14 protein-coding genes are annotated in these 16,823 nt (G+C 29.6%); all 14 read right to left on the bottom strand.

Features of this window, described 5'->3' with window-relative positions:
* Positions 1-3: 3 nt before the first annotated feature.
* Positions 4-1,062, bottom strand: a complete 1,059-nt coding sequence (locus tag KE631_RS00825; RefSeq protein WP_249291068.1) for a M42 family metallopeptidase — start codon at positions 1,060-1,062, stop codon at positions 4-6.
* A complete protein-coding gene (locus KE631_RS00820; protein ID WP_212508990.1) occupies positions 1,055-1,684 on the bottom strand; it encodes a hypothetical protein in 630 nt (209 codons plus the stop codon). Before KE631_RS00820 ends, KE631_RS00825 begins: the two co-directional genes overlap by 8 nt.
* Before the next feature lie 139 nt (positions 1,685-1,823).
* Positions 1,824-2,753 (bottom strand): 50S ribosomal protein L20, encoded by a 930-nt coding sequence (rplT, locus tag KE631_RS02660; protein ID WP_212508989.1) that lies wholly within the window; start codon positions 2,751-2,753, stop codon positions 1,824-1,826.
* 14 nt (positions 2,754-2,767) lie between these two features.
* Entirely contained in the window at positions 2,768-2,974 is a 207-nt protein-coding gene (gene rpmI, locus KE631_RS00810) for a 50S ribosomal protein L35 (RefSeq protein ID WP_011412939.1), read from the bottom strand.
* A gap of 132 nt (positions 2,975-3,106) precedes the next feature.
* Positions 3,107-3,754 carry a translation initiation factor IF-3 gene (gene infC, locus KE631_RS00805; protein ID WP_249291066.1) on the bottom strand — a complete coding sequence of 216 codons (648 nt, stop codon included), beginning with the start codon at positions 3,752-3,754 and terminating at the stop codon, positions 3,107-3,109.
* Positions 3,755-4,038: 284 nt separating this feature from the next.
* Entirely contained in the window at positions 4,039-5,964 is a 1,926-nt protein-coding gene (thrS, locus tag KE631_RS00800; RefSeq protein ID WP_212508987.1) for a threonine--tRNA ligase, read from the bottom strand.
* 248 nt (positions 5,965-6,212) lie between these two features.
* Positions 6,213-7,151 (bottom strand): DHH family phosphoesterase, encoded by a 939-nt coding sequence (locus tag KE631_RS00795; RefSeq protein WP_212508986.1) that lies wholly within the window; start codon positions 7,149-7,151, stop codon positions 6,213-6,215.
* 99 nt (positions 7,152-7,250) lie between these two features.
* Positions 7,251-8,633 carry a tRNA uridine-5-carboxymethylaminomethyl(34) synthesis GTPase MnmE gene (gene mnmE, locus KE631_RS00790; protein ID WP_212508985.1) on the bottom strand — a complete coding sequence of 461 codons (1,383 nt, stop codon included), beginning with the start codon at positions 8,631-8,633 and terminating at the stop codon, positions 7,251-7,253.
* 219 nt (positions 8,634-8,852) lie between these two features.
* The gene (locus KE631_RS00785) at positions 8,853-9,821 is read right to left on the bottom strand and encodes a DHH family phosphoesterase (RefSeq protein ID WP_212508984.1); all 969 of its coding nucleotides are present in this window, start codon (positions 9,819-9,821) and stop codon (positions 8,853-8,855) included.
* 34 nt (positions 9,822-9,855) lie between these two features.
* Positions 9,856-11,478, bottom strand: a complete 1,623-nt coding sequence (locus KE631_RS00780; RefSeq protein WP_212508983.1) for an extracellular solute-binding protein — start codon at positions 11,476-11,478, stop codon at positions 9,856-9,858.
* Complete coding sequence (locus tag KE631_RS00775) at positions 11,462-12,349, bottom strand: carbohydrate ABC transporter permease (protein WP_249291064.1); 888 nt, start codon at positions 12,347-12,349, stop codon at positions 11,462-11,464. The genes KE631_RS00780 and KE631_RS00775 overlap by 17 nt, the downstream gene beginning before the upstream one ends.
* Positions 12,350-12,384: 35 nt before the next feature.
* Entirely contained in the window at positions 12,385-13,326 is a 942-nt protein-coding gene (locus KE631_RS00770; protein ID WP_212508982.1) for a carbohydrate ABC transporter permease, read from the bottom strand.
* The gene (locus KE631_RS00765) at positions 13,327-14,433 is read right to left on the bottom strand and encodes an ABC transporter ATP-binding protein (RefSeq protein WP_212508981.1); all 1,107 of its coding nucleotides are present in this window, start codon (positions 14,431-14,433) and stop codon (positions 13,327-13,329) included.
* 442 nt (positions 14,434-14,875) lie between these two features.
* Positions 14,876-16,396 carry an asparagine--tRNA ligase gene (gene asnS, locus KE631_RS00760; RefSeq protein WP_212508980.1) on the bottom strand — a complete coding sequence of 507 codons (1,521 nt, stop codon included), beginning with the start codon at positions 16,394-16,396 and terminating at the stop codon, positions 14,876-14,878.
* Positions 16,397-16,823: the final 427 nt, after the last annotated feature.

Below are 16,823 nucleotides of genomic sequence, written 5' to 3'. Positions count from 1 at the left end.
TTTTTATTGAAATAAAATTTCGTTAACTTTTTTTTCGTCTAATTGATTTACTAACAAAGTTAAAAGTTTAACAGTGTTTATAATGTCTTGTTTGTGAACTACAGAAGTGTGGGAATGAATGTAGCGTACAGGAACGCCAAAAGATAAGGAAGCGGCTCCTTCGCGCACTAAATGCATAGTTGCAGCATCAGTTCTACCACCACTGCCACTTATTTCTTGCACAGGGATATTGTTTTGGGCAGCGATTTTAAGGACAAAATTACGCAATCCTTTGTGAGCGACTAAGCCCCCATCATAAACTAAAATTTGAGGACCTTTTCCTAGAGTGTGCCCTTCTTTTTCGCCCCCTGGAACATCATTTCCAATACCAGTATCAACAGCAATAGCAATTTGAGGGTGTACTTTGTGAGCACTGGTTTGAGCTCCGCGTAGTCCTACTTCTTCTTGGGTAGTAAAAACACCAAAAAATTGATTGGTAGTAGGATTGACATTTTGTAAAACTTGCATCACAATTGCAACTCCCACGCGATTATCTAAGGCTTTTGCAAGGAAATAATCAGAATTACCAAGCGTGCTGAATTCTATATAAGGAGTTACCATATCACCAACGCGAACGCCTAATTTTAAGGCTTCTTCTTTGTTGGCAACTCCAATATCTAAATACATAGAAGAAGTGTTGATAACTTGATTGCGCTCTTGAAAAGACATTACATGCGGAGGTTTGCAACCAGTAACTGCTTTAAGAACGCCTTTATCGGTGTGAATTTGCCAAACTTGAGCAAGCATCACTTGAGAAAACCAACCACCAAGAGTTTGGAATTTGATAAAACCTTCTGGAGTAATTTGCTTAACTATTAAGCCTATTTCATCCAAATGTCCTGCAAACATAATGCGAGGTCCTGTTTTTCCTTTACAAGCAATCACAGAGCCTAAATTATCATATTCGATGGAGTCTACTTGGTTTTTGATTTTGTCAACTACATAATTAGCAACTGCTTTTTCTTGACCTGGAATACCATTTAACATTGTTAAATCTTTTAATAAAGAAACTAAATCACTCATTTTCATTCTCCTTTTTGGGTGCGTGTAAACTAGCGGTTTGGAATTGTTTAATTCCTGTAAATGTAAGATAAATACTGTGCATTAAAGATAAAACAGCAAATGATTTTAAAATGATATCTTTTAAGTTTTCAAATAAATTGCTACTTAATCCGAAACAACCAAATCCAAACATTAAAAGATATAAAATGAAAAATGAAAAGTTTTGTTTCTTGAAATAATTAATATTTAAATTGATGAAGCTGTGAAGAACAAACATCAATGATAAACAATAGTTAAAAGTTAAAAGTTTGCCAACTAAAGGGTTTTTGGTTTTGAAATCATCAATATTTAAAAAGCCTAATCCTGGTAACAAAAAAACAGTAACAATGAAAAAAACAAAGACAAAAGCTTCTAGGGCAAAGAAAAAACGAAGCTTGGATAAAGTTTTTTTGTATTTTTTAAAAACTACTAAATAAGTAAATAGCGATAAAAGGACACCTAAGAAAAATAATCCTAGTTGGAATTTCAGACTTCCAAGTTGGAAAGTTTGGTCAAAAAAACAACATCCAGCTACCAAAAGGAAAAAAGTTGCCAATAATAAAGAGTAAAATCCTTGTAAACATTTTTGTTTAATTTGATTCATTATATTATATAACTCCTATTTTATTTTTTCTAATTATTGTAAAATGAAAAATTAAAAAATAATTATTCATGAAAAAACATACAAATCAAGTTTAAAATTAAAAAATGAAAAAATCATGAAAATACGTATTTTGAAATTTTTAAATTGTTTTTTTAGCAAGAGCTTTTTTTAAAGCTGTAACAATTTCGGCTTTTTTAAGTTTATGAAAATTAGGAACTTTGTGTTCTTTAGCTAATTTTTTTAACTCAGGAAGCAACATTTTAGATAAATCTAAAAAGGGTTTTTTTGCTTTAACTTGGGTAGTTTGTGGTTTTGTTTCCAAAGCATCATCGGATTTTTCCTCAGAAAGTTCAGTAGATAAAACTTTTTCAGGTTGTAGAGAAGTTTTTTCTTCGGGTTGTGGTTGTGTTTCTTGTTGCAAAACTTCAACAGCTTTTACAGGTTCAACTGTTTTTTCTTGTTGTAATTCTTGTGTTTGTTCTTGCTCTTTTGTTTGAGTGGGTTCTTTTTGTTCTAATTTAGGAGTATTTTCTTTTAATTCTTTTTTTTCTAATTTTGGCGAATTTGCTTCTTCTAATTTTTCTTGAGTGGTTTGTGTTTTTGGGGTTTTTTCAAGTTGAGATGGTTTTTCTTCTTTTTGTGCAAGTTGGTTTAATTGTTCTTCTTGTAATTTAGTTACTTGCGCTTCTTTTTGTTTTAATGTTTGTTGAAATTGCACTAAGGCTTCTTTTGCTAATTGAACATATTGTGCGAAAGTTTCTGGTTGTAAGTGTGCTAAATCTGCTAATACTTTACGATTAACATCTACTTTTGACAAAGCAAGTCCGTGCATTAAACGAGAATACTGCATGCCGCATAACATAGCACCAGCGTTAATACGGGAGATCCATAATTTACGAAAATCTCTTTTTCTTTGTTTGCGGTCTCTATAAGCGTATTGCAAAGAGCGCATTACTTGCTCGTGAGCTGTTTTGTAAAGAGTGCTTTTGGAACCAAAATATCCTTTTGCCATTTTTAAAACTTTTTTGCGACGACGGTGTCTTGCAGGAGTAAAACTAATTTTTGCCATATTCTTTTTCCTTTCTATAATCCTCTAATAAGAGTTTTGATTCTGTTGTAATCACAAAGTTTAACACAAGTAACTCCTCTTAGTTGGCGGTTTTGTTTAGTAGTTTTGGAAGCTGCAAGGTGATTTTTGTAGGCGTGGCCTCTTAATAATTTTTTCTTTTTAGTAATTTTAATTCGTTTTTTAAGCCCGCTGTGGGATTTTTTCTTAATCACTTTAATCATCCTTTCTTATTTTATTTATTTTTAATTTTTAATTGGGTGCAAAAAAATATTTTTGGTTTGTAAATTGGTTGAGTCGCGTTTTGCTTTGGGTAATTTTTCAGCCATTCAAATACCATTCATAACCTTTAAGGGTTATTTTAAAGGGGACAGAACTGCTGTTAGTTGATTGCCTTGTAATTTTAAAGGAGTCTCAATTTGAGATAGGTTTTTCAAATCTTGCATAACTTGTTTAAAAACTGTTTCTCCTAATTGAAAATTATTAATCATACGACCACGAAAACGCATACTAACTTTTACTTTATCGCCTTGTTTTAAAAATTTTTGAGCTTGTTTAATTTTAGTATTTAGATCATTTTTATCAATGGTAGGATTGAGGCGAATTTCTTTTAAAACAATAATTTGGGTTTTCTTTTTGGCTTCACGAAGTTTTTTTTGTTGGTTATAACGATGTTTTTGATAATTCATTAGTCGCGCTACCATCGGTGAGGCATCTGCGTTTACCACTACAATATCAATTTCTTTTTGTTCTGATAATTTTAAAGCTTCTTTTTGGTCAAAAACACCTAATTGTTCGCCTTTTTCATCAATAATGAGGTATTTTCCTTGTGGGATATTTTCATTATATAAATCGGAATTGGAACTTTTTTTAAATTTGTTGATTTTAATATTTAAAACCTCCTTTAGGTTTGGGGTTATTTTGTAAAAATGAAATGAAATGACATAACATGAAAATGAAACAAGGCAAAAAGAGAAAATAAAATAAAAAAGAGAAACGCCCAATGAACATTTCTCTTCTCTAAAATAACTAACACTAAATGTTTTTTGCATTTTTTTTACAAAAAAATTAAATGTTTATGTGCCATTTGCCTAAAAACTAATTGTTAATCAGGCGAGAGAAAACTCTTCTTTTCACGTTAATATCATAAGATTATTACAAAATCTTTGATAATTTTTATAATTGTATTTTGAATATTATAAAATAAAACAATAACAATACCGTCCTAATTATATAATAAAAAGTGCGGTTTGTCAATAGTTTTTGGGGGATTTTGGCAATTAAGAGGTTATTTTTTTTGCAAAACTTGGTCTTTTAATAAAGAAACGAACTCATCAACTTTAATTGTGGTTTGTTGGTGAGAGCCATATTTTCTAAAAGTAATTAAATTGTTAGTCATTTCGTTGTCGCCAATTACAACTTGATAAGGAATTTTTAATTTTTGTGCTTCTCTAATTTTATAACCCAAAGTAGTATCTTTGGAATTAATTTCTACTCTGAAATTTTGTAATTGTAACATTTCTTTAATTTTTTGGCTAAATTCCAAATGTAGAGGAGCAGACACAGGAATTAAAAGCACTTGTACAGGAGCAAACCATAAAGGAAAAACACCCTTTGTTTCTTCTACTAAATGCGCTAAAAATCTTTCCATAGTAGAAACAACTGCGCGGTGAATGACAACAGGACGATGGTGTTTGTTGTCTTCTCCAATAAAAGTAAGATCAAATTTTTGAGGGAGCAAAAAATCAAGTTGTACTGTTGATAATGTTTCTTCGTTGCCTAGGGCAGTAAACACTTGCACATCTAATTTAGGACCATAAAAGGCAGCTTCTCCGATGGCTTCTTTAAAGGGTAGGCTCAATTCTTGAATAGTTTCTTTGAGGATTTTTTCAGCGTGATGCCACATTTGATCGTCATTAAAATATTTTTCTGTGTCATTAGGGTCACGATAACTTAGGCGCAACTCATAATTTTTAATATTAAAATCACGATAAACTTCTAAAATTAAATTAATAATTTTTTTCATTTCTTCTTTGATTTGGTCAGGACAGGCAAAAATATGAGCGTCATTAAGAGTCATTTCTCTTACTCTTTGTAAACCAGAAACAGCTCCTGATTTTTCAAACCGATGCATCATTCCTAATTCAGCAATACGCAAAGGCAATTCCTTATAACTATGAGGAGTTTTTTTATAAATCATCATGTGATGGGGGCAATTCATTGGTCTTAAAACTAGTTTTTCACCATTTTCCAAAGTCATGATGGGAAACATATTAGAAGCATAATGGTCCAAATGTCCAGAAATACGGTAAAGTTCAGTATTTGCCATAATGGGCGTATAGACATGATGATAATCATAACTTAATTCTTTGTCAACAATATATCTTTCAACGATGCGCCTTACAGTAGCTCCTTTAGGAAGCCAAAAGGGAAGTCCCAAACCAACTTCTTTATTAAACATGAATAAATCTAGTTCTTTGTTAAGTTTTTTGTGGTCGCGCTCTTTTCTTTCTTCCAAAAGTTGCAAGTGGTCCGCAAGCGCTTGTTTTTTGAAAAAAGAAGTACCATAGATGCGAGTCAAAGTTTTGTTTTTGGTATCTCCTTGAAAATAAGCTCCTGATATTTTTAAAAGTTTAAAATGTTTAATAAGGCTTGTTTTGGTTACATGACCGCCACGGCAAAGATCAAAAAATTCTCCTTGACGATAAATACTGATAGTCTGGTCGCGAAATTTTTCCAGCAAAACTTGTTTATAAGGGTTGCAAGCAAATAATTTTTGCACTTGTTCGAAAGAAACTTCTTCTCTTGTAATGGGGTGGTTTTCCAAAGAAATTTGATGCATTACTTTTTCAATGGCAAGAAAACCTTTTTCCGAAATGGTGTGATTTTGAAAATCAATATCATAATAAAATCCTTCTTTAATGGCAGGTCCTACTGTAAAAAGGGCACCTGGATAAAGTCTTGCAACGGCTTGCGCCATAAGGTGAGCGGTGCTGTGATTAAGAACTTCCAAAGATTTAGGATCAGATTCGGTTAAAATTTCTAAATTGCCGTTTTCTTTCAAAGGAAAATCAAGTTCGATTGGTTGGTCGTTGAAAAGGGCTGCAACTGGTTTTTTGAAATGTGTAGATAAGTGTTTTTTCCAAATTGCCAAAGGAGTTATACCTGAAATAAATTCTTGTATTTGGTTGTCAAAAAAGCTGATTTTAATCATAAAAACCCTTTCTTTTGTAGTTTTTAGTTTTTTGATCTTTTAAAAAATTGGGGAAAAACAAAGATAATGGAGGAGAAAAAATAATAAAGGGCAAAAAATTTTATCTAAATAATAATGTGTGATATAATGTGTGTTTTATACTAAAAAATTAAATAACATATATCATCACTATAACACAAATCACAAGAAAAAAGGAGTCTTTTTTTAGTAATTAGTTGATTGGTGTTTATTATTTAGAATCTAAATTTTTAAGTGGTTTTGAAAAAGGGTGCAATTTCTTTTTTTATTGTAGCAACAAAAGGCAAAATTTCTTTTTCGGATGGCAAAAACATACTGCAAGCTCTTAGGTGACCTTTACAACCATATTTTTGAACAATATGATATATTTGCGGTCCGTTAGAACAAATACGCACTTGAATTTTAGAATCAGGACATTCAAAAAAAAGAGCATAAAAGGGAAAATTTTTAATATTAGATAAAATATTAATCGACAAAAAAACCTCTTCTAAAGTAATGTTGAATTGTTCAATGATTTGTTGATTCACATAAACATAGGCAAACCCGTCACAAGCAATAATATTTTGACATATATATCCTTGATATTTTAAAAAATTAAGTGTTACTTTATTGATATTTTGTTCCACCAAAGCAACATCAATACCATAATTAAGTAATTCTGAGGCAATTCTTAAAGTTTGGGCACTTACTCTATGATACCTAAAATTACCAGTATCTGTAATTAAACCAACATAAATAGCCAAAGCACCTTTAAAAGTTAGGTTTAAATTGAGTTTTTCTTTTAACAAGTAAATCATCTCAGAGCACGAACCAAAAGAATCATCAACCCATTGATAATTACCATAATTTTCGATTAAAATATGATGATCAATTCGAATAACGACTTTTCCCAATTTAAATCTTTGGTCACTGATGGCTTGAGTAGTACCGCAGTCAACTACAATTACTAAAGCATTTTGGTAAGTTTCATCTGGTATTTCATCCATTTGACCCAAAAAAGTTAAATGGTTTTTGGTTTGTCCCACCACATAAACATTTTTATGAGGAAAGGTATTTTGAATCATATTTTTTAAACCTAGTTGAGAACCATAACAATCACCATCAGGATTTTTATGTCCGTGAATAATGATAGTGTCAAAGGTTTTAATTTGGGTTTCAATAAATTTCATATTTGTTCCTTTCTTTGTATTTGTTAAAATATTAGTTTAGTTAAAATGATGTTGGTTGGGGGTTTTTTTCTTGATATTTTCTTATTTTTTGGTTTTCTTTTATTTTCCTAAACAAAATTTAGAAAACAATTCTTTAATTAAACTATTTTCTTGATTATCACCTATAATTTGTCCTAACGCTTGATAAGCTTTAGTAAGATCAATAGAATAAATATCGATTGGCATTGATTGCAAAAGGGCTTGTTGCAAATCTTGGAAAGATCGAAGAGCAATTTGGATTTGATTAATGTGTCTTGCATTAGAAAAATAATTAAAATCTTTGGGTTGGATATCATTTAATTGGAATTTTTTTAAAATTGTTTGTTGTAACTCTAAAAACCCTGTTTTATCCAAACTCGAAACTGAAATAATTTCTTGTGGGGCTAATTGGGAAGAGTTGTTGGAAAGAGAAGAAATTAATTTATCACTTTTCAAATCCGCTTTGTTTCCTATAATAATGCGCGGATGGTTTTTGGTTAATTGCAAAAGTTGGATATCTTCTTCTTGCAAATGATTGCTTTGATCTAAAACTAATAAAATTAATTCTGCTTGTAAAAGCATTTTTTCTGTTCTTAAAATTCCTATTTTTTCAATGGGATCATCAGTTTTACGAATGCCTGCAGTATCAATTAAATGAAGGGTGATACCTTGACAATTAAAATAAGCTTCAACAAAATCTCTGGTAGTGCCTGAAATATCAGAAACAATAGCTTTGGTTTCGTTTAAAAAAGCATTAAGAAGGCTTGATTTACCAACATTGGGACGTCCAACAATTAAAGTTTTTATTCCTTCTTTAAGATATCTATTTTTATGGGAGTGGTTCAAAATATTTTCTAATTGCTTGATTAAACTTTTAACTTCCAAAGCAATTTTTTGTTGAGTGATTTGAGGAATGTCATCATATTCAGGATAATCAATATTAACTTCAATTTGAGCAATTAAATTAAGGATTTGGTTGCGCAAAGAAGTCACTAATTGAGAAGTGTATTTTTGCAAACCAGAATGAGCAATTTTAATGGCATTTTCATTAGTGGCATGAATTAGGTCCATAATGGATTCAGCTTGAATGAGGTCCATTTTTCCATTAAGATAGGCTCTTTGGCTAAATTCGCCTGGAAAAGCCAATCTAATATCTAATGACAAAACTCTTTCTAAAACCATTTGCGTAATTAAAATACCGCCATGAGCATTAATTTCTACAACATTTTCGCCAGTAAAAGAATTAGGAGTTTTAAAAACAGAAATCAAAACTTCATCCAAAATAGTTTGGTTTTTGTTGAGGATAAAACCGTGAGTAATGGTGTGTGTTTTGGTTTTGGTAAGGTCTTTGCCTTTAAAAATTTTATTTATTTCTGCAATAGAATTGTTGCCAGAAACCCTAATTACACTAACTCCTCCTGTTCCTAAAGGAGTTGAAATAGCAGCAATAGTATCAAAAAACATTTATTGGGGGATCCTTTCTTTATGATTTTTTTAATCTTTTCATTTATTGAATGTTGTTTTAAATTGATATTTATCATTTATAATATGAAAATAATTTACAACCGAAAGGAAAGGGAAAAAGAATTATCAAAATAAAAGTTTTATTTGGTTAATTTTATTATTGGTTATTGGAGATTTTTTTATATGTGTATTTATTGAATTTATTAATTTTATTGTTAATTAATTTTTAATTAGTTTTGGATTTTTGTCTTGGGATTTGGTTTCAAAAGCTTTAATTGAGTCTTTTATTTGAGCTATGAAAAAAGTCATTTCTTGATTGTTATTTAAAGTAGCACCACAAGCTCTAAGGTGACCTCCGCCTTTAAATTGTCTAGCAATAGAGTTAATTTCAGGACCACGAGAACGAATGCGAGCTCTAATTGTTAAATCTGGTTGTTCTAAGAAAAAAGCCCAAACTGGATGATTTTCTAAATGACCCAAAATATTAACAAAACTTGCAGCAACGTCAATATGTAAGTTAAATTTTTTCAATGTTTCTTGAGAAATAAAAACGTAAGCAAATCCTTGGGAAGTAACTACATTTTGATAAATATAGGCTTTATATTGAAACAAGGTAAGAGTTTCTTTGTTAAGATGAAAAAAAATTTGTGATACATCAAGGTCAAAAACAAGTAAGGAAGCAGCAGCTTTAAGAGTGTTTTGGTCAACTCTATCAAAACAAAAATTACCAGTATCAGTTACCATACCTACATACATAGCCAAAGCACCTTTATGAGTTAATTTCATATTGCATTTTTCTTTAAATTCAAAAATCATTTGAGAACAAGAAGAATAATTAGCATCTACCCATTGATAATTGCAGTAATTATCCATTAATAAATGATGATCAATTCTAATTGTATCTTTAGCTAATTTAAATCTTTGGTCACTAATTTTGTTTTCTTGACCGCAATCAACAACAATAGCAAGAGCACTTTGGTACAAAGAATCACAAACTTCATCCATCACACCTACAAAAGATAAAGAATGATTTTGTTGTCCTACTGCATAGACTTTTTTTTGGGGAAAAGTTTCTGTAATTGCATCTTTTAAACCTAGTTGAGCGCCATAACAATCACCATCTGGATTGATGTGTCCATGAATAATAATTGTTTCAAAAGCTTTAATTTTATTGTAAATAATTTTCATAATGTTCCTTTAATTTGTTAATTTTAATAAGTTTTTAGGAGTTTGCTTTTTGTTGGGCTTCATTAAATAATGTATCGATGTTTTTGTCTAAGTCTTTATCTAAAAAACAATCTATTACTAATTTTTCTACAACTATACGCGACATCTGGGATTTTCTAAAAGTGGGAGAAAAGAAATAAATGGGGTTACCTGTTTGAGATGATTTTTCATCTTCTTTTCTTTCATCTTTCATAAAGTCAAAAATATCTTTATTTATTTTTGGATTTTTAGAATTTTTAGAAGGATTTTCAGAATTTGTTTGTTCTGGTTGGACGCTTTTATCACCATAACAAGGACGAGTAGGAAATTGACTAAGTTTTTGGATTAATTTTTCGTTTGTTTCTTTAGAAGTTAAATGTTTTAAAAACAACCAAGAAGCAAGCACTTCATCTTTATCTTTTTTATAAAATAAATTAATATTAGAGCCTTGTTGTAAAACTTTTCTTTTGCCTGACTCAGGACCTTGTTTTCCTTTTTTCCAATAAGGAACCGAAGTTATCCCTACTTTAAATGGAGCTTTGGAAACATATTCAAATCCATTAGAAGAAGAAATGTCCATTAAAATTTTTTGATCCATAAATAAATGAGTAGTATAACTTTCACCAGATAATTTACGAGTAATTAAATATTTTTTATCATAAAATTTTTTAAAATCTTTAATCATTTTTTTAGCATCTGGATTATTAAAAAGTACTCCTACTTCACGACTTGATGGATCTTTTTTAGTTGGTGAAGTTGTATATTCAATTCCTCTTTGTTCGGAAGATATAATAAATAAATTAGATTCAGAATCGTAAGAAATAGGGATTTTTTCAGAGTCAACTTGTTTAATTACTTCGCATAACTTTTCCATTTGTTCCCATGTAATACCATCTTTAAGTTTGCCTTCAAAATTAGGTTTATCATAATTGTCAAAACAAGATTGAAAATCGGAATCGGTTTCTATTTTTTGTTTTTGAATTTTGTCTTTTAATTGTTTAAAATAATCTTGATTATAATACATCAATTCAATAGATTTAGAAAATGGCAAGGAGTACCATTTCCCTGGTTCTTCTTCATCACCCAAAGGCAATTGAGCCTCATTTTCAAAACTAGAATAAAAATATGTTTTTGTTTGGGGATCTGTTGTACAAGGGTCTAATTTGATTTTTTCATTAGTGTGATCTTTAAATCCATCAAGGGGAACTAATTTACCTGATTCATAATAATTTACTAAATGATCAGCATAAGAAACAATTAAATGAGGTTCGTTGTTGGCTGGAAGAGCTACATTAATGTTTTTTACAATCCCACTCCAACTAGGTTTATATTCTGTTTTTACTTTGATTTTGGGATATTTTTCTCTAAATTCTTCAATAATTTCTTCTAAAGCAGTTTTTGGTTTTCCTTTTTCTTTTTCAGGATCTAAACGATGCCAAAAAACAATTTCGATGGGTTTTTCTAGAAATTTTTCCCATGCTTCGCTATCTTTATATTTGGTAAGCATTTCATTTAATTCTTGTTCATGGTTATTTCTTAAAGCATTAGAATCAATTTTAGGAAATAATACAATAAATGCTAAAATAACAAATAAGCAAGTAAAAAAATAAATGATTTTTAATTTATCCTTTGATACCACTGTTTAATTTTCCTTCTAAAACATATCTTTTACAAAAAATGAACAACAAAACTAAAGGTAATGTCATCAAAACAGTAGCTGCCATTTGTTGATTGACTAAATGTTGGTTTTTTTCAGAGTCAAAAATATTTCTAATCACATTAGTAAGCAATTTTCCGCCTACAAGTTCAGGCCACAAATAAGCATTCCAAGCAGCAACTGCTCTAAAAATAATGATATTAATGATGTTATCTCTTAAAAGCGGAGTTAAAATTTTGTATAAAAACTTCCAATCACTACTACCATCAACTTTGGCAGATAAATAGAGTTCTTTGGGAATTTTTTTGATATTTTGTATTAATAAAAAAATATGAAATACATTGATTAGAAAGGGAAGAATCATTGCTAAATAAATGCCACTAAAAACACGCGTACCTTGACCAGAATCAACAAAACCTAGGCGTGCAACTGTTTGATAGTTAGTTAAAAACATACTTTCAGTAGTTATCATAATGGTGATTAGAAAGACTCCTAATATAATTTTTTTAGTTCTAAATTCTAAAACACTAAGAGCAAAAGCAGTTATAACAGAGACAAAAATACCTAAAACAGTAGAGATAAAAACAACAGCAAGGGTTTTAAAAAAAGTCAAAAACAAGCTATAACGGGTAAATAGAAAAGAGAAGTTGTTCCACGTCAAATCTTTAGGAAAAAAACTAGGACAAGCAGGATTGTCTTGTAGAGCTAAATTTAGCATCCAATAAAAAGGGATAGCCAAAAAAAGAGCAAAAACAGACAAAAAAAAGTATTTGGTAAAAGTGGCACAAACTTTGGGTAAATGTTTTTTAAGTTTGGCAAAAATGAGTTTTGTTTTATTATTTGAATTTGACATAATTATCAAGGTTAGATCCTTATTTATTATTTATTTTATTCATTTAATTTCTTTTCAAAAAAGAAAAAATTAATGGCAGTAAAAAGAATAGAAATTAAAAGCAAAATAACAGTGGCTGCAGCGCCTCTGGAATAAGAATCCATTAAAGTTCCTTCTAATTGTTGATAAATATAGCCTACCACAGTATTTACCTTAGTAATATCGGAATTACCAAAAACTCCAATAACAGATTCATATTCTTTAAAAACTTGAATTATTGCAATAATAAGTTGATAAAAAATAGTAGGAGCAAGTAAAGGAAGAGTAATTTTTCTAAAAATAGTTATTTTAGAAGCGCCGTCAATTCTGGCAGCATCGTAATAATCTTTACTAATGTTTTTTAATCCCACAATAAAAATTAAAATTTGGAAGGGAAGGGATTTCCACACTACATAAAAAATTAAAACAAACATTTTATACGAATAAGGAGCTGAAATGTTAATCCAATCTTGTTGGAACCCAAAAAAAGAATTAAAAAAACCTTCGGGGCGCGTTTGGATGCCAAAACTATTGTGATAAAAAAGGACTGCAAAAACCATTCCCATAATAACAGGATTTGTTAAATAAGGGAGGAAAAAAATGGTTTGAAAGATATTTTTTAAAAAACGATTATAAACACTGTTAAGTGCTAAGGCAATCATTAAAGACAAAAAAATAGAAATAGGAACAGCAGCAAACGCCAGTAAAAAAGTGTTAAAAAGAGCAGTTCTAAAATCAGGATCACAAAAAGTAGTAGTGTAATTAGAAAAATTAAATGAATAAGAAAATGTGTCTGCAAATTTATTATATCTACTATCCAAAGAAATAAAAAATGTTTTTACCAAAGGATAAAAATTAAATAAAACCATAAGAATTAAGGCAGGCGCCAAATAATACCAATGATTATGTTTGGAATATTTAGTGGAATTGTGATGGAAAAGTTTTTTTAGCAATGACATTTAAAAAATCCTATTTTCGGTTTTTTTATCAAAAAGAAAACACTTATTTTCTTTAATTTGGAATCTAATTTTTTTCTTGGCAACAAATCCTTGGGGAAAAATAATATCTTTACTTTTTTCATCAAAGACAAGGTGGAAAGTGTTTTTAACAGCTTGCGGATGTCTTGCTAACATCATTAGGTTTCTTCCCATATTTTCTAAAAAGAGAGGTTCGATTTCAAAATTACCGTTTGTGTCAAACCAATAACCTTCAGGACGAATGGCTACATAGATTTCTTGATTTAGGTTTTTTAAAGTTTTGTTAGAAGAAAAATCAAAAAGAAGTGAATCTCCAATAGTTACTTTTCCAAAAGTAATTTTTCCTTCAAAAATAGAGATAAGCGGATTGCCTAAAAATTTGGCAACAAACAAGTTGTTAGGATTGGCATAAACTTCTTGAGGAGCGCCTTTTTGTTGGATTTGTCCTTTATTCATTAAGCAAATTTCATCACTAATAGACATTGCTTCTTCTTGGTCGTGTGTAACAAAAATAGCAGTGATTCTAGTTTTTCGTTGGATTCTTCTAATTTCTTCTCTAGTTTTGAGGCGTAACCCTGCATCTAAGTTGGATAAGGGCTCATCTAAAAGCAAAACTTGAGGTTCTTTTACTAAGGCTCTTGCAATTGCTACGCGTTGTTGTTGTCCGCCTGAAAGTTGCTGAGGTTTTTTGTCTAAATGATCGGCAATTCCCACTAACTTGGCAATTTCTTCTACTTTTTGCACAATAATGTCGCGCGCAAATTTTAGATTTTCCAGTGGAAAGGAAATATTTTGTCTAACTGTCATATGAGGATATAGAGCGTAATTTTGGAAAACTAAACCAATACCTCTTTTTTCAATAGGCAGGTTAGTGACATCTTTGTCGCCAAAAAATATTTTTCCAGCCGAAATAGGATGAAGCCCTGCAATCATGTAAAGAGTAGTCGATTTGCCACAACCCGAAGGACCTAAAAGACTTACCAATTTTCCTTTAGGAATGTTGATGTCAATTTTTTTTACAGCATAAGTTTCTTTTTTAGTTTGTTTATCGATAAAAATTTTAGAAACTTGTTCTAATTTTATACCCATTTTTTTGTATTCCTTATTTTTAGCTTTTTGGCTTTTAATTTTGTGTTTGTGATTTTGGTTTGGTTTGATTTGGTTTTGGTTTTATTATTTTGATTTTATTATTTTTAACTTTTTTTATTGTTTTTGGTTTTTATCTTTTAGATGAATTTAATCATTTTTTAATTACTGGTGATTTTTTTATTTTTGGACTTTTGGTTGCTTTTTTGAATTTTATAAAATTTTATAAATGTTTAAAAAATATTGACAATTAATAGTTAAAAAATATTAAATATGATTTTGCAATTTTTTTGTTTTTTAAAAATAAGTAAAAGCGAAATTCCCAACAAAAAATAAAAAAATGTTTTAGAAAAACATTTTAGAGTTAAAAAATATTTAAGAAAAGGTTAAAAAGTTTTAAAGTTCTTGTAAATTGATAAATAAAAAACGATACTATTAATTAAACTTAAAAAACTAAATTATGATAAGTTCTTGGAAAAGCAATTACATCACGAATATTATTTAATCCTGTTAAAAAAATTAGTAGTCTTTCAAATCCTAAGCCAAAACCTGAATGAATGCATCCTCCAAAACGGCGTAAATCTAAATACCATTCCAAATCTTTTTGAGGAATTTTCATTTGGTTCATTTTTTCAATTAAAACTGATAAGTTTTCTTCTCTTTGCGATCCGCCAATTAATTCTCCGACACGAGGAACTAAAAGATCCATCGCAGCTACTGTTTTTTGATCGGGATTATTTTTCATATAAAAAGCTTTAATTTCTTTAGGCCAATCAACAATAAAAACTGGTTTTTTAAAATGTGTTTCGGTTAAATATTTTTCGTGTTCGGTTGCCAAATCAGCGCCATAAAAAAGGGGGTTTTCAAATTTGGTGTTGCTTTTTTGCAAAATTTCTAAAGCTTGTTCGTATTTTACTGTCAAAAATTCTTTTTCCTCAGCGATGTTTTTTAATTCTTCAATTAAACCGTTTTTTTCTGTCTTATCCAAAAATTCTATATCTTGATAATTTTGTTCTAAACATTTAGCAATAACAAATTGTAACATTTCTTGGGCGACTTTTAAATTTTGAGATAAATTGCAAAAAGCCATTTCAGGTTCTAACATCCAAAATTCAGCAGCATGTCTTGGAGTGTTTGATTTTTCAGCTCTAAAAGTAGGACCAAAAGTATAGACTTTATTCAAACCCAAAGCCATCGCTTCTGCTTCTAGTTGACCTGTTACTGTTAAAAAAACTTTTTTGCCAAAAAAATCTTTTTGATAATCAATTTCATTTTTGCTGGTAGTCTCATCGGCAAGTTTGAAAGCGTTTGGAATGTTTTTTGTTTGTGGCAAAGCTTCTAAATTAAGGGTTGTAAGTTGAAATAATTCACCCGCGCCTTCGCCATCATTAGCAGTGATAATGGGGGTGTTGATGTGAAAAAAACCTTTTTTTTGAAAAAAACTGTGCAGGGCAAAAAAAGCGGTATTTCTAATGCGAAAAACTGCTCCAAAAAGTTTGGTGCGCACTCTTAGATGAGATATTTGTCTCAAAAAAGCCTTAGAATGTTTTTTGGGTTGAAGCGGATAAGAAAAATCACTTGCGCCTAAAAGAGAAACATTTTGGGCACTAATTTCAAAAGGTGTTTGGGGATTGTTGGTTGCTTTTAGAATACCTTCCACTTGCAAAGAAGCCCCAATTTGTAACATTTCTTTTAATTTTTCTAAATTAATGTTATTTGTAGATTCGTTGTTGGTGTTGACTTTTTGGTTTTCATGAAATTCGGTAATTTCGGCGGCGATTTCGATGTTTTTGGTTTTGGTTTCTTTACAAATAATTTGTAAATTTTCCAGAAAAGTACCATCATTTAAATCGATAAAAGTTAATTTTTTTTGATAACGACAATTTCTAACCCAACCATTTAATACTATTTTTTTTTGATAAAATAGCTCTGGTTTTTGGAAAATATCTTTGATAGAAATTTTCATTGTAATTTACTAATCCTTTGTTTTTATGTAATGTTGTAATATTTTGTTGTAAATAAAAAAGTGAAATGAAACGAATATGAATTAAAAAAATGTAAATGGAAATAGAAAAAAGGGGGGGATTAAAATAAGAAGAAAAAGAAATTTAAAGAAAAAGAATCGGAGGAAAAAATAATAGCGAAGCAAAATAGCGAAGCAAAAAAGAAAAAAAGAGAGGCAAAAATTATTAGAATTAGTAATATGAAAAATAATTTTTTTGTTTATTTTTTTAATTAAAATAGCGATATATAATAAAAACTTGAAAATTTTAAAAATTTTAGGAAATTAATAGATCTTAATTTAAAAAGTAAAAAAAGATTATAAAAATTGTCCAAAAAATAATAAAAATGTTTTAAAAAAGACACTCAAAATAAAAATAACCCAAAAAGAA

Source organism: 'Santalum album' aster yellows phytoplasma, assembly GCF_018283495.1.
GTDB lineage: Bacteria > Bacillota_I > Bacilli_A > Acholeplasmatales > Acholeplasmataceae > Phytoplasma > Phytoplasma asteris.
The sequence above is the reverse complement of the archived record's forward strand: the minus strand, read 5'-3'. Positions and strand labels throughout refer to the sequence as shown.